The organism is Kineothrix sp. IPX-CK, from assembly GCF_039134705.1.
GTDB lineage: Bacteria > Bacillota > Clostridia > Lachnospirales > Lachnospiraceae > Kineothrix > Kineothrix sedimenti.
The window spans coordinates 2,307,399-2,329,343 of record NZ_CP146256.1 but is presented as its reverse complement, the minus strand read 5'-3'; the positions used below and the strand labels follow the sequence as shown (position 1 = coordinate 2,329,343).

The following is a 21,945-nucleotide window of genomic DNA, read 5'->3' as shown; positions in this document are numbered from 1 at the left end:
TCATTCTTTTGTATTAGTAATCCGATGGCACAAAAAAGAAAGGTACTATCGCATATTATGGAGCAAAATCTCAATTTATATCAAATATTTTATGAAGTAGCCAATTGCCGCAACTTCTCAGTTGCCGCCAAAAAATTATATATCAGCCAGCCGGCTATCAGCAAGTCCATCTCCAAACTTGAGGAAGGCTTAAATGTGATGCTTTTTCATCGCTCCTCCCGAGGCGTGACCCTGACGGCTGAAGGAGAAATACTTTATAAACACGTAGAAAATGCCATGCTCGCTCTGCACTCGGGTGAGGAAATGCTGCGCTCATCCACCTCACAGGGTATCAGCCCTCTTTCCATCGGAGTCAGTACTACTCTTTGCAAATACATCCTCCTTCCCCTTTTGAAGGATTTTATTGCAGGAAATCCTAATATAAAAATTACCATCTCCTGCCAGTCCACCTTCGAGACGATTTCCGAGTTGAAAAGCGGAGCAATAGATATCGGACTTGTGGGCATCCCTCCTAAAGAAATATCTAATTCGTCCATGGTCTCCTATCTTCCCGTCAAAACGATAGAAGATATTTTCGTCGCTACAGACACCTATTTAGCGCCATATTCTTATAAAAACAAAGGGGAGTCCTATGAAAATGAGAAACTTTTTAAAGAAGCTTCTTTTATCATGCTTGATAAAGAGAACATATCGAGAAAGCACGCAGATACCTTTTTATCTGAACAAAGGCTTACACTTAAAAACATCATCGAAGTGAACAATATGGACTTGTCCATCGAATTTGCCAGAGCCGGACTGGGTATCGCCTGCGTTATCGGAGATTTCGTAAAAGAAGATTTAAAAAACGGAACCTTGCGCGAATTAAAGCTGGGGCACAAAGTTCCGAAACGTCAAATCGGCTTCGCTTATCCTTCCAAAATACCGATGACAAATACAATGAATACATTGATTCAGTATTATCAGGTGCTTTTGTAAGGATAAGCCCGACCATTTGACTTAATTAATAACTATCAATTAATTATTGATGAGCTTGCTGCTTTCATTGTTCCAGCTGTACAGCTTGCGGATATCCTTACCTACTGTCTCTGCCGGATGCTCAGCAGCTAACTTCCTCATAGCCTTGAAGTGCGCCTGTCCGCCTGCCTGTGACATATCTAACAAGAAGTCCTTGGCAAAGGTTCCGTCCTGAATATCTGAAAGAATTTTCTTCATAGCTTTTTTCGTGTCTTCCGTAATAATCTTAGGACCTGTAATATAATCACCATATTCGGCCGTATTGGAGATGGAATATCTCATTCCTTCGAAACCGGACTGGTAAATAAGGTCTACAATCAGCTTCATTTCGTGGATACATTCGAAGTAAGCGTTTCTTTCATCATATCCAGCTTCTATCAGCGTCTCAAAGCCTGCCTGCATCAAAGCACATACGCCGCCGCAGAGGACTGCCTGCTCGCCGAAAAGGTCTGTTTCTGTTTCCGTTCTGAAGGTCGTCTCCAGAACGCCCGCTCTCGCGCCGCCGATCGCCAAAGCATAAGCTAAAGCCATATCCAGAGCTTTTCCTGTAGCATCCTGATGTACCGCTACAAGGCAAGGAACGCCTTTGCCTTCCTGATATTCGCTTCTTACCGTATGTCCCGGTCCCTTAGGTGCGATCATGGTAACATCCACATCCTTAGGTGCAACAATCTGCCCGAAATGAATGTTGAAACCGTGTGCGAACATGAGCATATTGCCCGCCTCCAAATTGGGCTCGATGGACTCTTTGTACATCTTAGCCTGAAGCTCATCATTGATGAGAATCATGATAATGTCTGCTTTTTTAGCAGCTTCAGCTGCTGTATATACCTGAAAACCCTGAGCTTCTGCCTTTGCCCAAGATTTTGAACCTTCATAAAGGCCGATAATGACATTGCATCCCGATTCTTTCGCATTGAGTGCGTGTGCATGTCCTTGGCTGCCATAACCGATAACAGCAATTGTTTTTCCATCCAGCATGGAAAGGTTACAATCTTCCTGATAATAGATATTTGCCATTTCTTTTTCCTCCACTAAATTAATATTGTTATTTATAACTGAAAGGGTCATTCCCTAAGAGCTAACATATTATGAGTGTCCTTACTCAATTTAAGAGTGTCTTTTGCTCATTAATCCACTAAATAGGTAACATTATGAGAACCTCTCCCCAAACCGGTAATCCCCGTTTTGGCAAGTTCCAGAATCTCGTAGCCGTCCAGCAGACTGATAAATGCTTCTATCTTCGACTGTGCACCCGTTAATTCGATAATCAGGCTTTCCGCAGCAACATCGATAATCTTCGCCCTAAATACATCCGCTACCGCAATAATTGCCTGACGCTCTTTGGCGGCTGCTTTTACCTTAATCAACACCAGTTCCCTGTATACACTGTCGTCGGGTTCCAGCACCTTTATATCCCTGACATCTACTAATTTTGCTACCTGCTTCTCTATCTGGTCCAGTATCTCGTCGTCTCCCGATGCCACAATCGTAATTCTTGTAAATCTCGGATCAGCGGTAACTCCCGCCGTAATGCTTTCAATATTATAGCCCCGTCTGGAAAACAATCCCGATATTCTGCTCAAAACACCGGCAGTATTATCGACCAGGAGCTGGAATACTTTCTTACGCATGGTACTCCTCCATTCTCAATCGTTGCGTTCGACATTTATTTTAGCAACACTAATAGTAAAAGTCAATAAGAATACTTTAATTCTCTAAGACTTTAACTCGTTGAATTGCATTATTTTTGATTCCCGGAGTGTTCAACTCTCCATATCCTTACATTTCTGAAGCGCCAGAGTACCTGTTCTGGCAACCTCTACAATACTGATAGATTTCAGCATGTTGATAAACAGCTGAATCCTCTCGGGAATGTCACACACCTGAATGATCATCATGTTCTTGGACATATCTACGATCTGTGCCTTCATAATATCACAGTTCTCCATAATATCACGGCGATTGTTCTTATTATACTTTACCTTAATGAGCATAAGCTCTCTGCTGATACTGGCGCTTTCATCAAAAGTCTTAACCTTTATGACATCTAGCTTCTTATTAAGCTGCTTTTCTATCTGTTCTATGGTCCTCTCATCGCCGCTGCTCACTATGGTCATGCAGGATACTGCAGAATCATCGGTTTCTCCCACTGCAAGAGAGTCGATATTAAAGCACCTTCTGGAAAAAAGTCCCGCCACTTTACAGAGAACGCCCGATCGGTTTTCTACTAATACGGAATATATTCTTTTCATTTCACTCATCCTCCCATTACCAAATCCATCGGATTTATCAGGCATTCTAACAGCATGGAATTATCCTCTTTTAAAAACCGATCGATAACCTCATCCGCCTTCTCCATATTGTATAAGCGGAGAAAGTCAATATCATAAGCGGCTGCCAGCTTTTCCAAGTCCGGGCTGCCGGATATGTCAACTGCGGAATACTTGTCTTTGTAGGTATAATGCTGGTATTCACGCACCATGCCCAGATAGTTATTTTTTAAGACAACGATTTTAACCGGTACATCATGCTGTTTCATCGTCGCCAATTCCATCATGGACATCTGGAAGGAACCATCGCCGCATACTGCAACTACCTGCTTCTTCTCATCCGCAAGCTTAGCGCCTATTGCCGCAGGAATGGAATATCCCATGGTTCCCATACCTCCGGAAGTCAGAAAGCGGCCATTCTTTACGATATGATAGCTGCAGGACCAAATCTGGTTCTGGCCTACGTCCGCAACATAAATACCGTCGTCCTCCATCTTTCTTGAAAGCTTTGTGATGAACTGGGCAGGATCCACGTAATTCTTATCAGGACTGCGCTTTACCGCCATCGTCGTTTTGTATTCGCTAAGTGCCTTCAACCACTCTTCGTGCTCGCAAGAGATTTCCTGCGCACCCAAATCCTTGAAGATATGTCCCGCATCGCCTACGAGAGGGATATGAGAGCCTACATTCTTGCCGATTTCTACCGGGTCCACGTCGATATGTACGAGCACCTTGTAATTTGTTATCATATTCGGATGGCTGACAGCCCTATCCGCCACTCTGGCTCCTACCATGATCAGCAAATCGGATTCCTTCATGGCACGGTTGGCGCAGGGTGCACCGTTATTTCCGACCATTCCGTAAAACATAGGATGTTCACTCGGCATAACTCCGATTCCCATCATCGTGGAGACAACCGGAATATCGTATTTTTCCGAGAATTCACGAATCTCCTTTTCCGCACTGCTTAAAAGCACTCCTCCGCCAACGCAGATAAGGGGCTTCTTTGCCTTTTCAAGCTCTTTTGCTACTTTTTTGATCTGAACCATATTTCCCTTTACCGTAGGCTTGTAGGTTCTCATATTTACTTTTTCCGGATAATTGAACTTCGAAATAGCTGCATTTTGTATATCGAGCGGCACATCGATGAGCACCGGCCCTTTTCTTCCTGTATTGGCGATATGAAACGCCTCTTTAAATATCCGGGGGATTTCGTTTGCATCCTTAATGAGATAGCTGTATTTTACAAAAGATTCCACAGCTCCCGTTATATCTGCCTCTTGAAAGGCATCGCTACCGATCAGATCGCTCTCTACCTGACCGGTAATACATATAAGCGGGATGCTGTCGGCAAAAGCCGTAGCTATTCCCGTAATAATATTGGTTGCCCCGGGACCTGATGTAACGACACAGACGCCAGGCTCTCCCGATACGCGAGCAAGTCCGTTCGCTGCATGAGCCGCACTCTGTTCCGTCCGAACGAGAATCGTGCGGATATCCGTATCCAGGATACTGTCATAAAAAGGACAAATTGCTGCTCCCGGATAACCGAAAATTATCTTTACGCCTTCTTCCTCCAGACACTTTACCATTGCATCTGCACCAATCATATTTTATACCTCGTCTTTCCATTCAATAATATATTTACTGAATTGCATTGTTATTTTACCGTTTTATCACCATTATTATTCTTCTATGTTCAGAATATGTTTCGTCAGCCTGACCGCATCCGCGGCATCCTTGGAATAGCCGTCAGCACCTATTTCATCCGCATAATCCTGAGTAATGACCGCTCCGCCGATAATGACCTTAGCCGTAACCCCCTGCTCTCTCGCATATGAGATGACTCGCCGCATTTCCTGCATCGTCGTCGTCATAAGGGCAGAAAGAGCTATAACACTGGCATCGTTCTCAATTGCCGCCTGAATAATTTTCTCCTTAGGCACGTCCTTCCCAAGGTCGATGACTCGGAAACCGTAATTTTTCAGCATCAGTGCCACCAGATTCTTCCCGATGTCGTGAATATCTCCCTCCACTGTCGCTATTATGATCGCCGGCATCTCTTTCTCTCCGCTTGCCTCTTTCAGAAGCGGTTCCAAATATTCGATAGCCGTTTTCATCGCTTCCGCACTTGCGATAAGCTGGGGAAGGAAGTATTTTCCTTTATCGAAGAGGTCGCCCACCTCGTTGATAGCCGGAAGGAGTGCATCGTTCAGAATTTCCTGAGGTGCTCGTCCCTCCTCTAATGCCGTTATGGTATAGTCGGTGATTTTTTTCTTATTTCCCTTTAATACGGCTTCGTTTATTGTGGTGAGTATTTTGTACCCATCTATAACAGATGCTTGTGCATCCCTGCTGGTTTTTACATTATCCGTCCCCGAAGGGGGGACGTTCCCGCCTTCCTGAGATTTCTTTTTTGCCTCTATGCCGCCTATCAATTCAATATAGCGAATATCGGCTTCCTCCTTGTTAAGAAGCAAATCGGAAGCGAAGGCGCTGCTTACTAACAATTCCTGTGAGGGATTGGCAATCGCCATTGTAAGGCCATCTTTGATTGCCATCGTCAGGAAGGCCGTATTGATATATCCTCTCTGGGGAAGGCCGAAAGAAATATTGGATAATCCACAAATGGTTGCATAGCCGTTTTCCTTGCAGTAACGTATAGTTTCCAAGGTCTCCAAGGCCGCCCTTTTGTCGGCACCCACGGTAGCCACCAATCCGTCTACGACGATATCCGATTTATTCATGCCCAGTTCCCTTGCCCTAAGCGTGATCTTTTCAATAATGTCCTTTTTTTCCTCTAAACTTTTGGGAAGTCCCGCGTCCGATAAAGGGAGCAGGATGAACATCGCTCCATACTTCCTTACGATGGGCAGCAAATGATTGAATTTCATCTTTTCATAAGAGACGGAATTGATGAGCGCACGTCCTGGATAGCGCCTGAGGGCAGCCTCCAGGACGTCTATATGGCTGGAATCGATAGATAAAGGAATGGAGGTTACTCCTGCTACCTCCTCCAAAGCTCTTAGCATAAGCTCCTTCTCATCCACTCCGCTCATTCCCATATTCACATCCAGAATACCCGCTCCGCAAGCCTCCTGTTCCTGAGCGAATTCAGCTACCATATCCATGTTTCCGGCTCTGAGCTGTTCCTGAAGCTTCTTTTTACCTGTTGGATTGATACGTTCGCCCACAATAATGAAATTATCGTCCAAGCCAAATTCCACCGTCTTACGCTCCGAAGTCAGGTAACGCTTTACAGGCTCCTGCCGCTTTACAAGGCTCATATGAGCGGTACGGTTTTTCAGTTTTTCTATATATTCCGGTGTCGTACCGCAGCAGCCGCCTAAAATGGACGCTCCTGCTTCCACCAGCTTTGCCATACCTTCAGCAAAATCCTTGCTGTTCATATCATAAACGGTATTGCCGTCTTTATCCAGATAGGGCAGACCGGCGTTGGGCTTTGCAATGATCGGTACGGAGGTCACCTCCGCCATTGTTCTTATAATATCCGCCATCTTGTCCGGTCCTGTGGAGCAATTAGCCCCCACAGCATCAGCTCCAAGACTTTGAAGTACTATTGCTGCCGTCTTGGCATCCGTTCCATAAAGAGTCCTGCCATCGGACTCGAAGGTCATGGTTACCATTACCGGCAAATCACAGATTTCCTTGGCGGCGATAAGAGCCGCCCGGCTCTCTTGCAGGCTCATCATCGTTTCTATTACCAGGAGGTCCACATCTCCTCGCACAAGATAGCCTATCTGCTCTTTATAAATATTGATCAAATCCTCGAAATCCATGGTTCCCATGGGGGAAAGCTGCTCTCCCGTCATGGTGAGATCGCCTGCGACAAGGCAACGGCCTCCTGCCGCATCCCTGGAAACTGCAACTAATTCCATGTTCATCGCTTCGATGTCGTTTTCCAGACCGTATTCCGTAAGCTTTACAGAATTGGCCGAAAAGGTTGGGGCATAGACAATATTACTTCCCGCTTCTATAAACTCCTTCTGTAATGCGATTAATGTACTTTTATTTTCTAAAATCCATTTCTCCGGGCAGACGCCCACCGGCATTCCTCTTTTCAGCAAATTGGAGCCTGTAGCACCGTCCAAATAAATTGGATGTTCTTTTATAAAACTTCTGAATTCGTTCTTTGTCATATCTATTTTCCTGCGCCTCCCGGTGAATAAAATAGCCGTACGAAGATTGGTTTAAATCACATGCTACCATATATTTTAAAAAACTACAATATTTGATGTATGTATTCTTAGTTATGGCGGGGAAATCGTTACTCAGAACAGAGTGAGCAGTAACGTGAAATCGGATGATGATCTCAGTTCCAGTATTTATAAGATATATAGAAATATCCGGCAAACATTTGTTCTTTTTCTGCTGGATATTTTTTAGCGGATGTATTATAATGATAATACATCGCCAGAACACGCATTCGAAAGGAGTAGATAAATGGAACTTAACCGAGAAAAGATTAAAAGTGTATTAGAAAAAGAGAAACTCATTTATCTGGCAACAACAAATAGTAAATATCCGGATAACTCTGCTGTTTGTTTTGCATATGATGAAAAATTGCATTTATTTTTTGGCAGTTATTCAGATACGCTGAAATGTAGAAATATATCGCGAAATCCATATGTGGCGATCTCTGTCGGAACATTGCAGATTCATGGGGTTGCAAAAATCGTTCCATATGGGAGTGAAGAATATAGGAGCAAAAGAGAAATATACGATAAACGATTTCCACAGTATGCCTCTGTATTTGAGAAAGTTGATAACGAGTTATATGAAATACTTCCTCTTGTAATATGGAACTACAATCCGTCATTTGGTGAAATGAATAGAGATGAATTAATAATTGATTTAGAGTACTATAAATCAATCTCCCCATACATATTTCACAAATACAATGACCGTTCAGTTTAGTGCATTCTTGCTTTAATTACTGAATAGTAACTTGCTTTCACACACTATATATGGTAACTTATTTTATGGATATCTACAGTTACGGAGGGGATAATGTGAGCAGGAAATTTGTATATATATTTCTTTTTTCCTTTATTGTTCTTTTTTTTGCAGGATGTGGCAGCAAGAAGGAATTGGAAGAATATAAAAATAACATGGATACTTTTTATTCGGACATTTCCGAATATGACAATATTATAAATTCTATAGACGCGGATTCCGAGACCTGTGTTCAGGAGCTCTTATCTGCATTAGACGGCATCGGTGAACGCTTTTCGTGGATGGCTTCTCTTACCGTTCCCGAAGAGTTCTCTTCGGTAGAGGCCCTTTCCGCAGAGGCGAATGAATCTATGACAAATGCCGTCTCTCTTTATCATCAGGCATTTGAAAGTGAGACTTTCGATTCCGATGCCGCAGCCAGCGCGAAGGATTATTACAATAAAGCCAATCAAAACGTACGTGAGATTCTGTCCATTCTGCATGGAAACATTCCGGACGGGGGCGAGGATTATTCCGATTCCGCCGAAAAAATAGACGGAATGGAACCCATTCCCGAATAAGAAAAAATACTTAACAATTCCCTTCATACACATACTTCAAATGCTCTCTTGCCGTTTTTGCAAGAGAATAAACCGTTTCTATCCCGGTAGCCTCTTTGTCCTTCATCTCCCACATGGGAAAAAAGCGGGAAACATGGTAAGGTATATTTTCATCGATAGAAGCCAGCCACGACACGGCCTGCTTAATCTCCTTCACATCATCGTTTTCTCCCGGTATTATAAGCGTCGTAACCTCCACATGGCTTTCCTTCGCTGCTCTTTCAATAAAAGCCTTTACCATGGACAAGCTTCCCCCCACATTCTTATAAAAATGTTCGGTAAAGCCTTTTAAATCTATATTAAAGGCATCCGTATAGGGCAAAAGCTCCTCCAATACCTCAAGCTCTGCGCAGCCATTAGTGACGATTACATTCTTTAGCCCGTTTTTTCTTGCAAGCTTCGCACAGTCTCTCACATACTCATAACCAATGAGTGGTTCATTGTAGGTATAAGCAATTCCAATATTTCCTTTTTCCGTGTAAGCAAGGGCTTCGTTCACGAGTTCCTCCGGCATAAGTATTCCGTAATCAGCCTCTTCCTCCTTTACCATGGAAATACCATGATTTTGGCAAAAGCCACAGGATAAATTACAGCCGTAGCTTCCCACGGAGAGGATTTTACTCCCGGGAAAAAAGCGCCTAAGAGGCTTTTTCTCGATCGGATCGAGAGCATAGGATGTGATTTTTCCATAATTTGTACAGACAATTCTGCCATTTTCATTGCTTCTCGCTCTACAAAGCCCTGTCTTTCCTTCTTCTATTGTACAATGGTGCATGCACACCGGACAAACTGTTTTCATTAATAATGTCTCACCACCTCAAAACGTTCCAGCAAACATTTACCTTCTCTGTAATCCTTTTCGTCAATTCCTGCCTTCTTTAACGAAATACCTATCTGTTCCTCTACCGTTTCTACACCTTCCAGATTCGGAAGCAGAAGTCCTCTCCGGCCTCCCATCGATATGATCACGCCGTATTTTTTTACATCCAGTTCCTCTGCGGATGTAACCGGTTCCGGGGCAGACAGGACATCTACCGTACAAATAATATGGCCCAGTTCCGTCGCCTCCACTTGCGGGAATCTCGGGTCCCACAACCCGGCATTTACCGCATTCTCAATAACTTCCTCCGCCACGCAGTTTTTCGTTTCCTGTATGGTTCCTATACAGCCTCTTAAATTGCCATATTTCTTTAAAGAAACAAATGCTCCCGCCTTTTTCTTAAGCAGCTCTTCGGGCAGTCCGGCCGGCACTGGAAGATTAATACCTTTTCTCAGATAATATTCCAAAGCTTCTCTGGCTAAAGACACATAGGCATCCTGAAAGGCCGCTACCGCATATCCAACTCCAAATGGTCCTTCATAGGATAGAAGTTCCGCCTTAAGAGGCATCCCGTCCATACATCCTGCCATAATAGAAATAGAACGATGTCCGCATTCCCCCGCTTTCCCGCAGAAATCATCCGAAAAATCGAGCGCTTTGGATAAATTGCCCTCCGCAAGGATATCCGTAATTCTCCTGTCATATTCCGGTCCTTCCTTGGCATATTCATATGGTCCGCTATCCAATAAACGATGGGACAGATCCCCGCTGGCAACCACGACAATCCGCCGCCCTGCTTTTTCTGCGGCTTCCCTTATCGTTTTTCCCAAGCGATAGTGTTCGGATAAAGGAAGACCGGATAAGCCTATTCTTACTATTTTAAACTTTTTCGCGTAAGCTTCCTTTATAAAACGAAGGGGTATCATCGTTCCGTGATCCAATTCTTTCTCTCTTTCACCTTCCGTTCCTGCCTGAATTTTATTACAGTGTGCCTTCCTTTCAATCTCTGCCACAAGCTCCGTATCATAATCTGCTTCCAATATGATTTCAGGATAACCGTAACGCGAGAAATTCCCTGACGCATGAACGCCCGGTGAAATATGAAAATAGTCTCTATACATAACAGAATGGGGCGAAATAATCACAATCGTCTCGGGCTGCATCACCTTGATTCTTTTTGCAACATCCTTATATGAATCGATTGTCTTTTGTATTCTGAATTGTTCTCCGTGCCCGATTTCCGGAAAAATAAGAGGCGGATGGGGAACTACAAATGCTCCAGCGATTGGCATAATATACCTCCTGTCACTATGATCTATATATTAGTTTCTAAAATTTGCTTGATGTCGGGAATGCTTTTTCCCTTTTCCCTCAGCTCTTTGATCTCTGCTATTCTTCGCAGTGTCTTTTCCCTTGGGAATCTGCGGGTCAGATTCTCTTCCTCCTGCTCAAAATAAAGCAAACCTTCTTCCGTATAAAATTTCAGCGTGCTATATCGGCATCCCGTAATCCTCACAAGCTCTCCGATCGATACATATTCCGATACCATAATTTTTTCCATTGTTCTCTGTCTGGACATATTTCACCTACCTGTATACCGGCAAAAGCTCTACTCCCTGAATAGGTACTTTGCAGCTGCGGGTAGAAGGCCATATTCTGTAATATGCGTTATCAATTTTTACCATTGTTTCGCTTTCTATCCGTAATTCTTCGCAGGAATGACCGTTTTCACGCAAAAATTGCATTGCTGTCTGCCGCCTATCCCGTACCGTTGTTCCTAAAATAACCATATCGATAAAAATTGCCTGCCTTCTGTCAAAAAAAGGAAAAAGAAGGTTTACCCCCTCTAAATAAGGATTCTTAAAAATATTACTCTTAAAATTAAGAAATTTTAAATAAGTCCGTCTTACTCCGCTATGAAATTCCTGCTCCAGAATAACTTTATATAATTGACTTTCTGCCGAAATCTCTATGAGTCGCGACTCTATTTTCTTCTGTTCTTCTATGGAAAAAATATCATGGAAACATCCGCATTCACGAAAAAGCCAGAGAACGGCTACTGTTTCCTCCGGAACTTCTCCCGGCTCCAATATGACAGCTCTTACGCTTTCTATTATTCTCTGATACGTGCCTTCGTCGGTTTTATATTCCCTCATGGTTACATTCGCCGTATAATAGTTCATATCACATCCCAGCAGATTCGGTACTTCTTCAAGGACCTTTTCGGCTTTTAACATGGACACTGTTTCTTTTTCCAGACTCCGTCTCTGTTTGCCGTTCATTTTTTTGATTTTTTCCAACTGATGGCAAAAACGATTCTTAAACTCATTCACATTTTTTTGCGCATCCTCCACAAGCAAGGTCTGTAAAACACTTGCTGCCGCAATTCCTATAACTGCGGCTTTCTTTGCCGCCGTATTGTGTATGCTGTCCTGACCATCCAGGGCTACCAATGCAAACTGCTCCATTATCGTATAATCCATAATAATACCTTCTTTCAGCTTTGATATATGAGTTTTACTTATTACTTACTACTTATCACTTACTACTTATTATGAATCATAATTCAAAAATAGTCAACTAAAAGTATAAATGATTAGAGCAAGTGCACAGGATATACTCTCAAATGATAAAAGCCATGACGGCCGTCACATTTTATGCAAGTGACTGTCATGACTTTCATTTTTTGTACTATTCTATTTCTATTTTACTATCGCCTTACTGAGCTGGAAGGAATAACTGATATCGTCTCCGGCATTTATACGATAAGCTTCTTCCACATCCGCACCCCAGCTATCGATTCCTCCAACGCCTCTTACCGCTCCCAGAATGGATACTACTGTTCTTCTCGCAGGGGGCAGTTCTTCATGATGAGCAGCGTTTTCAAGCTCCAGCGGAGTGTATGGAATACAGGAAAATGCAAACTCATTCCCCTCTTCCATGGCAGAAAATTTAAGTCCGAAGATCTTATTGTTCTGATCTGCATTGTTTAAAGTCGTATTCCTATATACTTCCAGCCATTTGGTCTTCATATGGACATTACAATCCTGAGGAACCAGATATTTCGTTACCGGCAGCCCTTTTATGTCGTAAATACCGGGAATCCCACCGGCCATCCTATCGGGATAGGTCTCACCGGACAATCCTTCGTACCGGTATCCTATCGCCTTTGTCGGCATAACGAACCGCATTCCGAATACGGGCAGCTCCGGCAGCTTATCATTTCCGTGATACTGCACATGGACATTTATTTTGCCGTCAGCACATACTTCATAAGCAACTTCTGCTTTTGTGGAAGGAACAGTTATTGTTTCATAAAAAAATTTCAGTTGTACTTTTTTAGCACGTTCATTTCCCGTATATTTATTATTTTCCGGCGCGATTGGCAAAGGGATCTCTCTTCCGTCTACCATAACCTCTCCTCCGACACAGGAAATAAAAGAATCGGCTCCCATCCACATTCCAGAACGGAGCGGAAAATCGTTCCCTCTGTCATTATCTGTTACAGCGCGCCAAAAAGCAGGCCCCGGCGTGCGATACAGCCACTCCTTCCCATCGATTACCAAGGATTCCAATCCGCCCTTCACATAGGAAAACAGATAACTGAAGCCCTCTCCATGAAGTCCAAGCACAATATCTCCATATACGATGTGCAGCGTTTCATCGATGTGTTCTTCTTTATTCATATAATCCATAATAGTATCTTACCTCCTGCATCGCGGGTTTTTCCATTCTATCGGCAAATACGATTCCATTGCCGGAAAACTCATAATCGGACGGACGGTCGTCGAAGTCTCCGCCATAGCGCAGCACCTTTTCCCCGCTTACCTCATCCTGAACAAAAAGAGCCTGATCGATATAATCCCATATAAATCCACCCTGATACATAGGATATTTCTCAAGTAAATCGATGTAGGATTTCATTCCTCCGAGAGAATTACCCATATCATGCATATATTCGCATAGGACAAACGGCTTTTTCGGATCGTTTTCCAGGTATTCCTTTATTTGAGCGGGAGACGCATACATACGGCTCTCCATATCAGATATAGTATCTTCATAAGCTCTGTTATGTACCACACCTTCATAATGCACCAATCTGCTTCCATCCGTCTCCTTATAAAAACGGTTCATACTTTCTATTCCATCTCCCGCATAGGACTCATTGCCTAATGACCAGAATAATATGGAAGTATGGTTCTTGAACACTTCGAAATTCGTCTTCGCCCTGTCCATTACCGCCTGCTCCCAGGCCGGAAGGCTTCCCGGCACATTCCAAGAAGGCTCCACTTTCCCCAGCTTCTGCCAGGAACCATGAGATTCCAGATTCGTTTCCGCCATCATATATATTCCATTTTCATCGCACATGCCATACCACGAAAGCTGATTAGGATAATGGCAGGTTCTGACCGCATTGATATTGTTATTTTTCATAACCTGGATATCCCATTCCATTTCTCGCCTGCCGATGCAGCGTCCGCCTTCAGCACTCCATTCATGGCGGTTTACTCCATTTATAATCAGCCGCTTTCCGTTTAACAACATCAGATTATCCTTGATTTCAATGCGACGGAAACCCACTTTATAAGGAACGAATTCCACTTCCTTACCGTTTTCATCTTCTAAGCTTATGGTCAGCTCATATAAATAAGGATCTTTATTGCTCCATGCGTTAATGTTCTTTAACTCCTCCGGCTCCATATGGATATTAGCATTTATGATAGGAAGCCTTTTCTCCAGGCAGACCCTATTCTCCTTATCCATCAGCTTTATCGCCGCAGTTCCGGCCAGTTCATTTCCGGACAGTTTTACATCCAGAGCAAAAGTCCCCGACACATTATCTTCCTTAAGTGTCGGCTTTGCCCATATATCCTCTGCATGCATCTTAGGAAGGGCATACAGCGTTACATTTCTATATACACCAAAGAAGCGGAAAAAATCCTGATCCTCCAAATAAGCTGCCGTGCTCCGCTTATGTACCTCAATAGCAAGCACATTGCCCTTTTCCTTAATGAAAGGGGTCAGATCGAACTCTGAAGGAGTAAAGCTGTCCTCCGCATAGCCTACAAACCTTCCGTTTAACCAAACATACATCGCCTGCTCCACACCCTCGAAGAAAACGACTACTCTCTTGCCTCTAAGGCCCTCCTCCAAATCAAAACGCTTGATATAGGAGCCTACCGGATTATAATCCGCCCTGCTGAAGCTGCCCTTCGCATCATCTTCCTTATGCAGGGCATGGGCCGGTCTTCGAAACATATGCCCTTCCCACGGATACATCGTATTGATATAATGAATCTTATCGTAGCCTGCAATCTCGATATGGCACGGTACCTTTATATCGCCAAATCCCTCTTCTGGATAATCTTCCTCAAAAAAATCTATCGGCCGTTCCATGGCATTCACGGAGTAGCGGAATCTCCAGTCTCCGTTTAACGATTGAGCCAAAGAATTCTTCCCATGCAAAAACTCTTCTCTGTCAGAATAAAATTCATGATCACTATGCGCCGGCAATTGGTTCACGCTGAAAACCTCCGGTTGATCCAACCATGTAATATCTGCTTTCATAAAGCCTCCTCCTTGTGTAATGATGGGTATCAATGATCATTCCTTTACGGCGCCCGCCGCTACTCCTGCCAGTATATACCTCTGAAAAAACACATAAATCACTATGGTAGGTATCATAATAATGATGATACCGGCAGCTAATGTCTGCCATGAACCTAATTGTGCGTTAGCATAATCCATCAAAAAGGTCGTAAGAGTGCGCAGTTTGTTCTTAGGCATATATAAATAAGGGATATACATGTCATTAATAATATTAATGGCCTTTATAATACATACGGTAGCGGTAGCCGGAGCCAGCAGCGGGAATATAATCTTAACGAAAAGCCCGAAATAACTGCATCCGTCAATTAACGCCGCCTCATCGAGAGAAACGGACAGGCCGGAAATAAACTGCCTGTAAATATAAAGCTGCATCAAATCGGAAGCCACATATATGACTATGGGCGCTCCCAGCGTATTATATAAACCGAGGCCTTGAATTACCTGGAAACGGGCAATTTCCGTAACGAAGGTGGGTATCAGCATACCGATAAAAAATAAGGATACTACCAGTTTTTTCCCTCTGAACTCAAATCGCTCTATAATAAATGCAGTTATCGTTCCGAACATAACATTAAAGAATATCGACACCATTAATATAATACCTGTATTTTTAAAACCAATCAATAAATATTTATCGGACAGCACATCTTTGAAATTATCGAAGGTAACTCTCCCCCATTCCGGCAACAATAAAGGCGAAGTAGTAACCATATCCGCCTTCGTTTTAAGCGCGGCAAATAAAGTGAGGATAATGGGTGCCATAACGATCACTACCATACTTGCACAAAGGATCTGTTTAACGATTTGTGTTGAAATTCTCTTTACCATCTTATTTCCTCCTGTCCCTAAGTATCAAGCTGTGGATGATTTTATTCTGAATAACATAAATAAAGACAATCATAATCATAATTGCAACTGCCATCGTGGAGGCCAGACCGAAATTCGAATAAGTAAAGGCCGTTTTTATCGTATACAGCGTAAATGTAGAGGAAGCGTATCCCGGTCCTCCTGCAGTAATTACGAAAGGTATGTCGAACACCTGAAGCGAGCCCCTGATATTGTCGAACAAAACAAAATCAACCATAAGCATAATTCCCGGAACCTGAATATATTTGAATAGCTGCCATGCATTAGCACCATCCACCTTTGCCGCCTCCGCCACATCCTGAGGGATCGACTGCAATGCGGCCATAAAGAGAATTACGTGATACCCGCTGAACCGCCACACCGAGACAAATGACAGCACATAATTTACTATTTTAGGGTCTGACAGCCAGTTCCTGATCAAGAATTCCAGATTCAATGCACCCAAAACGGCATCGAAAGCACCATTGATCGGGGAAAAGAAATAGGAAAAGGCATAGGATACCGCAACACCATTGATAATGTACGGCATAAACACCATCGTCTTATAGAACTTTGCCGCCCGCAGCCTGCCGGTAAGGATAACGGCAAAGCCCAGCTCTACCGCAATCATAAAGAAATGAATGACAAAATAAACAGCATTGTTTTTCAATGACAACCATAAATCCTTATTTTTCAACATAGAAATATAATTGGTAAAGCCTACGATGTCACTCTCTTTTGAATATCCATCCCAATTGGTAAAGCTCATGCGAAATAAATCCGCCGCAGGTATAACAACAAATACAATCAGCAATATAACAGGCACCACTAACGCCGTTATAACGAACTGCATCCTTTTCTTTCTCAATTTACTCATACAAATAACCAAGCCTTTCTTTACTGCCTGCAACCTTTCACACGCAGGTGTAGGGTATAATAGCTTTCCTGAATTTTTATTTTTGAAAATATGAGGACTGCCAAAAGCAGTCCTCATAGACCTTAATCTTACTGAATTTGCAGTTTGCTTCTCGCATCCGCCCATTTTGCATTCAATTCATCCAATGAGGCATTCAGATCAAAGCCATCCGTCATCATCTGAGCGCCAAGTTTTTTATAATCAAAGGTCGTTTCGTTCTGTATTGCAGTAAAATCATCACCGCCGCCATCATACATTACAAGAGTCTTGTCGGGTGTGAGTTCATCTGCCTGAGCCAGCACCGGGTCCTTCTCCTTGGGGAAATTCGTCATGGATGATGCGGAGGATACATAATTGATGTAATCCGGATACCATGCATCCGAGTAAAACCATTCCACAAAAGCAACCGCAGCCTCCTGATTTTTGGAATGAGTGGTCACTCCCATAAAAGAGTCACCCTGTACGATTACGTTATACGGATCCGCCTGCGTGTTTCTTGTAGGTAGATAAAAGGTTCCTAACTGAGAAATATCATCCGTACCATTTTGAATATTCTGAAGCCCCCAGTCTCCCAGAGCGATAATTGCTGCACTTTTTGCTGCGAACAATGAAGTTACCTGATCGTTTCCAAGTCCTAACGGATCCTTGCCCAGTACGCCGGATGTGAACAGATTGTATACCTTTTGATATGCCTTATTGATGTCGCTTCCTTCCGCAAAGGGCGCATCCTGGCTTGCCATGGTATTCCAGTTCTGCCCATTCCCCGATTCCAGTGCAGGCATGAATTCCATATAAGGATAGTCCGGCCATTCATCCTTAAGGCCGCAGGCAATCGCCATAAAATCCGGATTATCTTTTCCATAATAATCTTGCAGCGTCTTTGCTGCCGCTTCGAATTCCAGCCATGTAGTAGGAACTTCAACTCCCGCTTCCTCAAACATATCTTTCCAATAGAATACATATTCGTATCCGGAGGTCATAGGAATACCTAAAACCTTTCCGTCAATGGCATAGCCCGACGCCAGATCGTTGTTTGCACTAGCCTGCGTTCCCGACAAATCCACAAGGTAATCCTTAAATCTGGATAGAGTAAAAGGCTTGTTAAACATAATATCCGGCAATTGGTTCGCCGAAGCTCTCATCTTCATCGCATTCCAATATTCGCTGTCATCCTTGATTTTCTCTACTTCAATATCAATATTAGGATATTGTTCTTGAAACTTTCCTACCATATCGTTATCTTCGATGAATTCATTTAAATTGTTGTCCCAAATGGCAAAAGTAAGTGTTCCGCTTAAATCCTTATCTGAAGCGTTTGCCGCTTCGGTATTTTCGGCTCCTTCCTCCGCATTTCCCGTTTCTGCAGATGTGCCTTGCGTATCCTTTGTTTCCGCTGAGCCCGTGCTTGTGCACCCTGCAAGCAAAGATGCCGTCATCACACAAGTTAATAATGTTGCTAATACTTTTCTTTTCATTGAGCAATTCCTCCCTTTCTTTTTGTGGCTTCAGCATAGCAGTCTATAGAAAATGTTACCATCTCTTATATTCACTTTTATTGACTTTTTTTCAGATTCGGTTTTTTTGCTTTCTTGTTATTTGTAAAGATTTTTTGATTAATCGTAAGAAAAACCATGCATTTTACATGGTTTTTCTATACTGCGAAGGGCTAATCCCATTTATTTTCTTAAACATCCTGTTAAAGTGCTCTGCATTTTGATATCCAGTCATCTCGGCAATTTCGTACACCTTAAAGCTTGTGGTCTTCAATAATTCTCTCGCCTTCTGCATTCTAAGCCCCGTCAAATATGAGGAGAAATTCTCTCCTGCCTCCTTGGTGAAACGGTTTGTAAAATATTTCTCGTTCAGCCCCACATACTCCGCAACCATCCCCAGCGTAAGCTCCGTTTCCTCGTAATGAGCCGTAATATAACGCTTGGCTCTCACTACCATATCCGTCTCTGAAACCTTCAGCTTAGAGGCAGAATAATCCATAATCCATGCAAAATAATTAGTAAGCCATATTTTCAGACTTCTCACGTCTTCTATACGACGAAATTTCTCCACATAGTCATATTGTTTTCCAAATACCTCGGTAAAATTAGAATTATCTTCACTGAACCTGTTTCCTATCGCTAAGACCACCGAACAGGCCAACTGATAAAGCTCTCCCATGCCACGATTAGGAAACATCTCGAATAGTCGCTCCTTTTCCTCCACCATGTTTTTTTCATCCGCAATATAGAGTGCTCCGGCCAGCCTTTCATACTCTCTGGAAAGGATGATAATCTTCTCCCACTGAGAGCTTTCCTCGCTCACATCGATAACCGCGCATTCTCCTTTCAAATGGCGCAGGCACATTTTGCTTCGTATATCCTCGATCCGGTGCCTAAAATCTCCGCAGCCGAAGGCTTCGCGCCCGATAAGGGCACAAATTCCTGCACCAAACTCCGCCTTTGCGGCTTTTTGTAAATCCTGCACCATTTTTTTTATTCCGGATACATAATCCTCTTCCGTAATCCTGTAAAATATAAAAAAGAAATCGGAACGTTCCATGTAGAGGAGGCATCTTGAGGCAAAACGTGGATTGCGTTCAAAGCTATAGGTCAATCGAGAAGTGCCTTTTGTCCCATCCTCTTCCCCATGATAGCCATATACAAAGAAGCCCAATATCGCATAGCGCTCAGCAAAAAATTCAGCAAAGCTTGTATTCACCTCCTCAGGCGTCATTTCTTCTTTAAGCATTGCTGCCAGGTAATCCTTCGGACTCCGCTTCGCACTCCTCACTTTATCCTCGTATTCCTCAATTAATGCATTCAGCCGCCTTACCATGGCATTGAACTGATGAATCATAGTTCTGATTTCAAACTGACCGCTGGGAGATATATGGACTTCCAGATTCCCTTCCTCTACTTGCCGTAAGCCACTGCTGATTTCCTCCACCGGCTTTACAATACTTCTTAAAAAATACCGGGAAAAATATGCCGCAAGTGCCAGAATCAACACCGCCGCCAAAAGAATGAACACTGCATTCTTCCAATAATCGGCAGTAAGCTGCGAAGTTTTGATATAGCTTTCGATATACCACACAGTATCATTGAACTCAATCGGAGTTCTCACGCACGTATATTTTCCTTCCGGAATCTGCTCCGCCTCCTCTTGTGTGGAAAATATGACCTGTCCTTCTTCGTCTGTGATCTGTGCGATTCCAAGCTTGTTCTTTCCTGCCAGATAGTTCGTATTATATTTCCTGATTCGTTCCGCCGCCGCAGTGGAATGATAGAATGTCACCATCTCTATCCTTTGAGAACGGTCCGTGGTCACATCGGGAGCAAGCGCGAACACCAAAACAAGCATATCTTTTTTACCTCCGGTAAAAAGATCATTTAACGAGTTCGTATCATATGAGCCTACAAATACTCTATTAGGATTTTCCAGCGCTGCCTGATACCATTTCGTCTGTTTGATTTCCTCCTCCGAGCGGTGAATATCATTTTTTATATAAGTCTCCCTGCCGCTCTTCATGTAAAAACCAACAGAAACTATATCTTTTACCGGTTCCAGCGCCAGATTACCTGTTTGCGCCAGCTTCTGCGCATTCTCATATCTGATTTCCCACTGCGCCGTATCCGTACCTGCCGCGTAAGCCAATATTTCATTATTGTTAGTATAAATCAAATGAGACAATCGCATGGACATAACGCTTATATCCGATAGTAGTTCCGCGATAACTGTTTGCTGCGCCTGTTCTATGTTCTCCATCGCCTGATTCTTGAACTGCTGGTTCAAAATCAAAAGCGACACCAGCAAAACAATCAGTATAGGAATCATAATAAAAAGAAGAAAAAGCATATTATATATGGTTTTTAAAGGAAGCGTCTTCATTTTTTGTTTTTTAATCATCGCCGTTCTCCACATAATGATCGTGTCTTCAATGTTATTCCTGTTATTCTTGCGTTAAAAATTATATCATAATTGACTTGTAAGCACTATATTAAACAAATACATTTATCTTTTCATACATACCAAAAAGATTTCTTATTATTTTTCATATAGTGGCAGAAAAGCTTTATACTTCATTTGATGCAGCAATTCTGCATCATCTACTGTTGCCAATATTAATTTAATTTTACCATTCATTATTTGCCTCCGTCTCATACAAAAAATCGCATCAAGCATTCTATATGCCTGATGCGATAAGTATAATACAAAATGCAAATATATAAAGAGTAAGCTCACATTTTCATCTACGCACAGACATATAAGACCTATTGCTTACAACCGTGCATCCGATGTGTTTCAGTTATAAGCAAATACGTCTATCATGCATGTACATATATCTAACTATCGAGTTTTTCCCAGTGCAAATAATTCTCCTTGTACTATGTCATTCCATCCAGACATCCTTTCTTGCTTGGAAACGAGAGTTGCCTTGCCGGCACATCCATAAAAGATATCCCATGCCTGAATATACTTAGGATTGGTAATTATTATCCTTAGTTTTGCATAAACACAATGCTGTGATATTAAGGATAATAGTAATTATTACAAGGATAACCGACGCCGCAGAGGTTGCACCAATTGTGTCCATAATAGCAGAGAAATCTTCAATAATCACTCGATGTCTTATTTCAAACAATTGAAAAACCAATGCTATGGCACAGCAAGAGAAACTATAAATCGAAAAACCTGCCAACTTGTATCCTTTGCGATATCGATTAATTGCAACGATTGGAATAATCCAGGACATAATTCCCAAAACAAAACTTCCCAAATTAAAGAATGCCGACATAAACATATCTCCTTTTCAAATGTGACAAATATAAACAATATATAACGTATTTATTCTCGATTAAGAGCTGATTAAACATAAATAGGATGTTGGAACGGCTT

At 42.7% G+C, this 21,945-nt stretch carries 19 protein-coding genes; 3 read left to right on the top strand and 16 right to left on the bottom strand.

All coding sequences use genetic code 11. The features are described 5' to 3' along the window. Nucleotides 1-57: 57 nt before the first annotated feature. Entirely contained in the window at nucleotides 58-975 is a 918-nt protein-coding gene (locus V6984_RS11270) for a LysR family transcriptional regulator (protein WP_342759880.1), read from the top strand. A gap of 39 nt (nucleotides 976-1,014) precedes the next feature. Here the strand turns inward: V6984_RS11270 and ilvC are convergent, their stop codons facing one another. The 5 genes from ilvC to V6984_RS11245 all read right to left on the bottom strand — a co-directional run bounded on the left by ilvC (nucleotide 1,015) and on the right by V6984_RS11245 (nucleotide 7,447). Then, a complete protein-coding gene (gene ilvC, locus V6984_RS11265; protein ID WP_342759879.1) occupies nucleotides 1,015-2,034 on the bottom strand; it encodes a ketol-acid reductoisomerase in 1,020 nt (339 codons plus the stop codon). Between the two features lie 110 nt (nucleotides 2,035-2,144). Then, nucleotides 2,145-2,648, bottom strand: a complete 504-nt coding sequence (gene ilvN, locus V6984_RS11260) for an acetolactate synthase small subunit (RefSeq protein ID WP_342759878.1) — start codon at nucleotides 2,646-2,648, stop codon at nucleotides 2,145-2,147. 132 nt (nucleotides 2,649-2,780) lie between these two features. Next, on the bottom strand, nucleotides 2,781-3,269 hold the full coding sequence (gene ilvN, locus V6984_RS11255; RefSeq protein WP_342759877.1) for an acetolactate synthase small subunit: 489 nt from the start codon (nucleotides 3,267-3,269) through the stop codon (nucleotides 2,781-2,783). 5 nt (nucleotides 3,270-3,274) lie between these two features. After that, nucleotides 3,275-4,897, bottom strand: coding sequence for a biosynthetic-type acetolactate synthase large subunit (gene ilvB / locus V6984_RS11250; RefSeq protein ID WP_342759876.1), 1,623 nt, complete (start codon nucleotides 4,895-4,897; stop codon nucleotides 3,275-3,277). A 75-nt stretch (nucleotides 4,898-4,972) separates the two neighbouring features. Then, the gene (locus tag V6984_RS11245; RefSeq protein ID WP_342759875.1) at nucleotides 4,973-7,447 is read right to left on the bottom strand and encodes a homocysteine S-methyltransferase family protein; all 2,475 of its coding nucleotides are present in this window, start codon (nucleotides 7,445-7,447) and stop codon (nucleotides 4,973-4,975) included. A gap of 304 nt (nucleotides 7,448-7,751) precedes the next feature. Here V6984_RS11245 and V6984_RS11240 point away from each other — a divergent pair, with 304 nt between their 5' ends. Then, a complete protein-coding gene (locus V6984_RS11240) occupies nucleotides 7,752-8,225 on the top strand; it encodes a pyridoxamine 5'-phosphate oxidase family protein (protein WP_342759874.1) in 474 nt (157 codons plus the stop codon). Nucleotides 8,226-8,320: 95 nt separating this feature from the next. After that, a complete protein-coding gene (locus tag V6984_RS11235) occupies nucleotides 8,321-8,824 on the top strand; it encodes a hypothetical protein (RefSeq protein ID WP_342759873.1) in 504 nt (167 codons plus the stop codon). A gap of 10 nt (nucleotides 8,825-8,834) precedes the next feature. Here the strand turns inward: V6984_RS11235 and amrS are convergent, their stop codons facing one another. The 11 genes from amrS to V6984_RS11180 form a co-directional block, all read right to left on the bottom strand. Then, entirely contained in the window at nucleotides 8,835-9,662 is an 828-nt protein-coding gene (gene amrS / locus V6984_RS11230; protein ID WP_342759872.1) for an AmmeMemoRadiSam system radical SAM enzyme, read from the bottom strand. Beyond that, nucleotides 9,662-10,975 carry an AmmeMemoRadiSam system protein A gene (gene amrA / locus V6984_RS11225; RefSeq protein ID WP_342759871.1) on the bottom strand — a complete coding sequence of 438 codons (1,314 nt, stop codon included), beginning with the start codon at nucleotides 10,973-10,975 and terminating at the stop codon, nucleotides 9,662-9,664. The genes amrS and amrA overlap by 1 nt, the downstream gene beginning before the upstream one ends. A gap of 23 nt (nucleotides 10,976-10,998) precedes the next feature. Beyond that, a complete protein-coding gene (locus tag V6984_RS11220) occupies nucleotides 10,999-11,244 on the bottom strand; it encodes a helix-turn-helix domain-containing protein (RefSeq protein WP_342759870.1) in 246 nt (81 codons plus the stop codon). Nucleotides 11,245-11,269: 25 nt separating this feature from the next. Further along, nucleotides 11,270-12,166 (bottom strand): hypothetical protein, encoded by an 897-nt coding sequence (locus V6984_RS11215; protein ID WP_342759869.1) that lies wholly within the window; start codon nucleotides 12,164-12,166, stop codon nucleotides 11,270-11,272. A gap of 219 nt (nucleotides 12,167-12,385) precedes the next feature. Next, the gene (locus V6984_RS11210) at nucleotides 12,386-13,378 is read right to left on the bottom strand and encodes a beta-galactosidase small subunit (RefSeq protein WP_342759868.1); all 993 of its coding nucleotides are present in this window, start codon (nucleotides 13,376-13,378) and stop codon (nucleotides 12,386-12,388) included. Then, the gene (locus tag V6984_RS11205) at nucleotides 13,362-15,251 is read right to left on the bottom strand and encodes a glycoside hydrolase family 2 TIM barrel-domain containing protein (RefSeq protein ID WP_342759867.1); all 1,890 of its coding nucleotides are present in this window, start codon (nucleotides 15,249-15,251) and stop codon (nucleotides 13,362-13,364) included. The genes V6984_RS11210 and V6984_RS11205 overlap by 17 nt, the downstream gene beginning before the upstream one ends. 36 nt (nucleotides 15,252-15,287) lie before the next feature. Continuing rightward, the gene (locus tag V6984_RS11200; RefSeq protein WP_342759866.1) at nucleotides 15,288-16,121 is read right to left on the bottom strand and encodes a carbohydrate ABC transporter permease; all 834 of its coding nucleotides are present in this window, start codon (nucleotides 16,119-16,121) and stop codon (nucleotides 15,288-15,290) included. Nucleotide 16,122: 1 nt separating this feature from the next. Further along, on the bottom strand, nucleotides 16,123-17,016 hold the full coding sequence (locus V6984_RS11195) for a sugar ABC transporter permease (protein WP_342759865.1): 894 nt from the start codon (nucleotides 17,014-17,016) through the stop codon (nucleotides 16,123-16,125). A 128-nt stretch (nucleotides 17,017-17,144) separates the two neighbouring features. Further along, entirely contained in the window at nucleotides 17,145-18,530 is a 1,386-nt protein-coding gene (locus V6984_RS11190) for an ABC transporter substrate-binding protein (RefSeq protein WP_342759864.1), read from the bottom strand. Nucleotides 18,531-18,693: 163 nt separating this feature from the next. After that, entirely contained in the window at nucleotides 18,694-20,955 is a 2,262-nt protein-coding gene (locus tag V6984_RS11185) for a helix-turn-helix domain-containing protein (RefSeq protein ID WP_342759863.1), read from the bottom strand. A 571-nt stretch (nucleotides 20,956-21,526) separates the two neighbouring features. Then, nucleotides 21,527-21,844: a hypothetical protein gene (locus V6984_RS11180; RefSeq protein ID WP_342759862.1), complete on the bottom strand. Its 318-nt coding sequence runs from the start codon at nucleotides 21,842-21,844 to the stop codon at nucleotides 21,527-21,529. Nucleotides 21,845-21,945: the final 101 nt, after the last annotated feature.

Excerpts from the sequence above, each read along its gene's own strand:
- V6984_RS11270 (WP_342759880.1), top strand. The coding sequence starts at position 58 with ATGGAGCAAAATCTCAATTTATATCAAATATTTTATGAAGTAGCCAAT.
- ilvC (WP_342759879.1), bottom strand. The coding sequence starts at position 2,034 with ATGGCAAATATCTATTATCAGGAAGATTGTAACCTTTCCATGCTGGAT.
- ilvN (WP_342759878.1), bottom strand. The coding sequence starts at position 2,648 with ATGCGTAAGAAAGTATTCCAGCTCCTGGTCGATAATACTGCCGGTGTT.
- ilvN (WP_342759877.1), bottom strand. The coding sequence starts at position 3,269 with ATGAAAAGAATATATTCCGTATTAGTAGAAAACCGATCGGGCGTTCTC.
- ilvB (WP_342759876.1), bottom strand. The coding sequence starts at position 4,897 with ATGATTGGTGCAGATGCAATGGTAAAGTGTCTGGAGGAAGAAGGCGTA.
- V6984_RS11245 (WP_342759875.1), bottom strand. The coding sequence starts at position 7,447 with ATGACAAAGAACGAATTCAGAAGTTTTATAAAAGAACATCCAATTTAT.
- V6984_RS11240 (WP_342759874.1), top strand. The coding sequence starts at position 7,752 with ATGGAACTTAACCGAGAAAAGATTAAAAGTGTATTAGAAAAAGAGAAA.
- amrS (WP_342759872.1), bottom strand. The coding sequence starts at position 9,662 with ATGAAAACAGTTTGTCCGGTGTGCATGCACCATTGTACAATAGAAGAA.
- amrA (WP_342759871.1), bottom strand. The coding sequence starts at position 10,975 with ATGCCAATCGCTGGAGCATTTGTAGTTCCCCATCCGCCTCTTATTTTT.
- V6984_RS11220 (WP_342759870.1), bottom strand. The coding sequence starts at position 11,244 with ATGGAAAAAATTATGGTATCGGAATATGTATCGATCGGAGAGCTTGTG.
- V6984_RS11215 (WP_342759869.1), bottom strand. The coding sequence starts at position 12,166 with ATGGATTATACGATAATGGAGCAGTTTGCATTGGTAGCCCTGGATGGT.
- V6984_RS11210 (WP_342759868.1), bottom strand. The coding sequence starts at position 13,378 with ATGGATTATATGAATAAAGAAGAACACATCGATGAAACGCTGCACATC.
- V6984_RS11205 (WP_342759867.1), bottom strand. The coding sequence starts at position 15,251 with ATGAAAGCAGATATTACATGGTTGGATCAACCGGAGGTTTTCAGCGTG.
- V6984_RS11200 (WP_342759866.1), bottom strand. The coding sequence starts at position 16,121 with ATGGTAAAGAGAATTTCAACACAAATCGTTAAACAGATCCTTTGTGCA.
- V6984_RS11195 (WP_342759865.1), bottom strand. The coding sequence starts at position 17,016 with ATGAGTAAATTGAGAAAGAAAAGGATGCAGTTCGTTATAACGGCGTTA.
- V6984_RS11190 (WP_342759864.1), bottom strand. The coding sequence starts at position 18,530 with ATGAAAAGAAAAGTATTAGCAACATTATTAACTTGTGTGATGACGGCA.
- V6984_RS11185 (WP_342759863.1), bottom strand. The coding sequence starts at position 20,955 with ATGATTAAAAAACAAAAAATGAAGACGCTTCCTTTAAAAACCATATAT.
- V6984_RS11180 (WP_342759862.1), bottom strand. The coding sequence starts at position 21,844 with ATGTCGGCATTCTTTAATTTGGGAAGTTTTGTTTTGGGAATTATGTCC.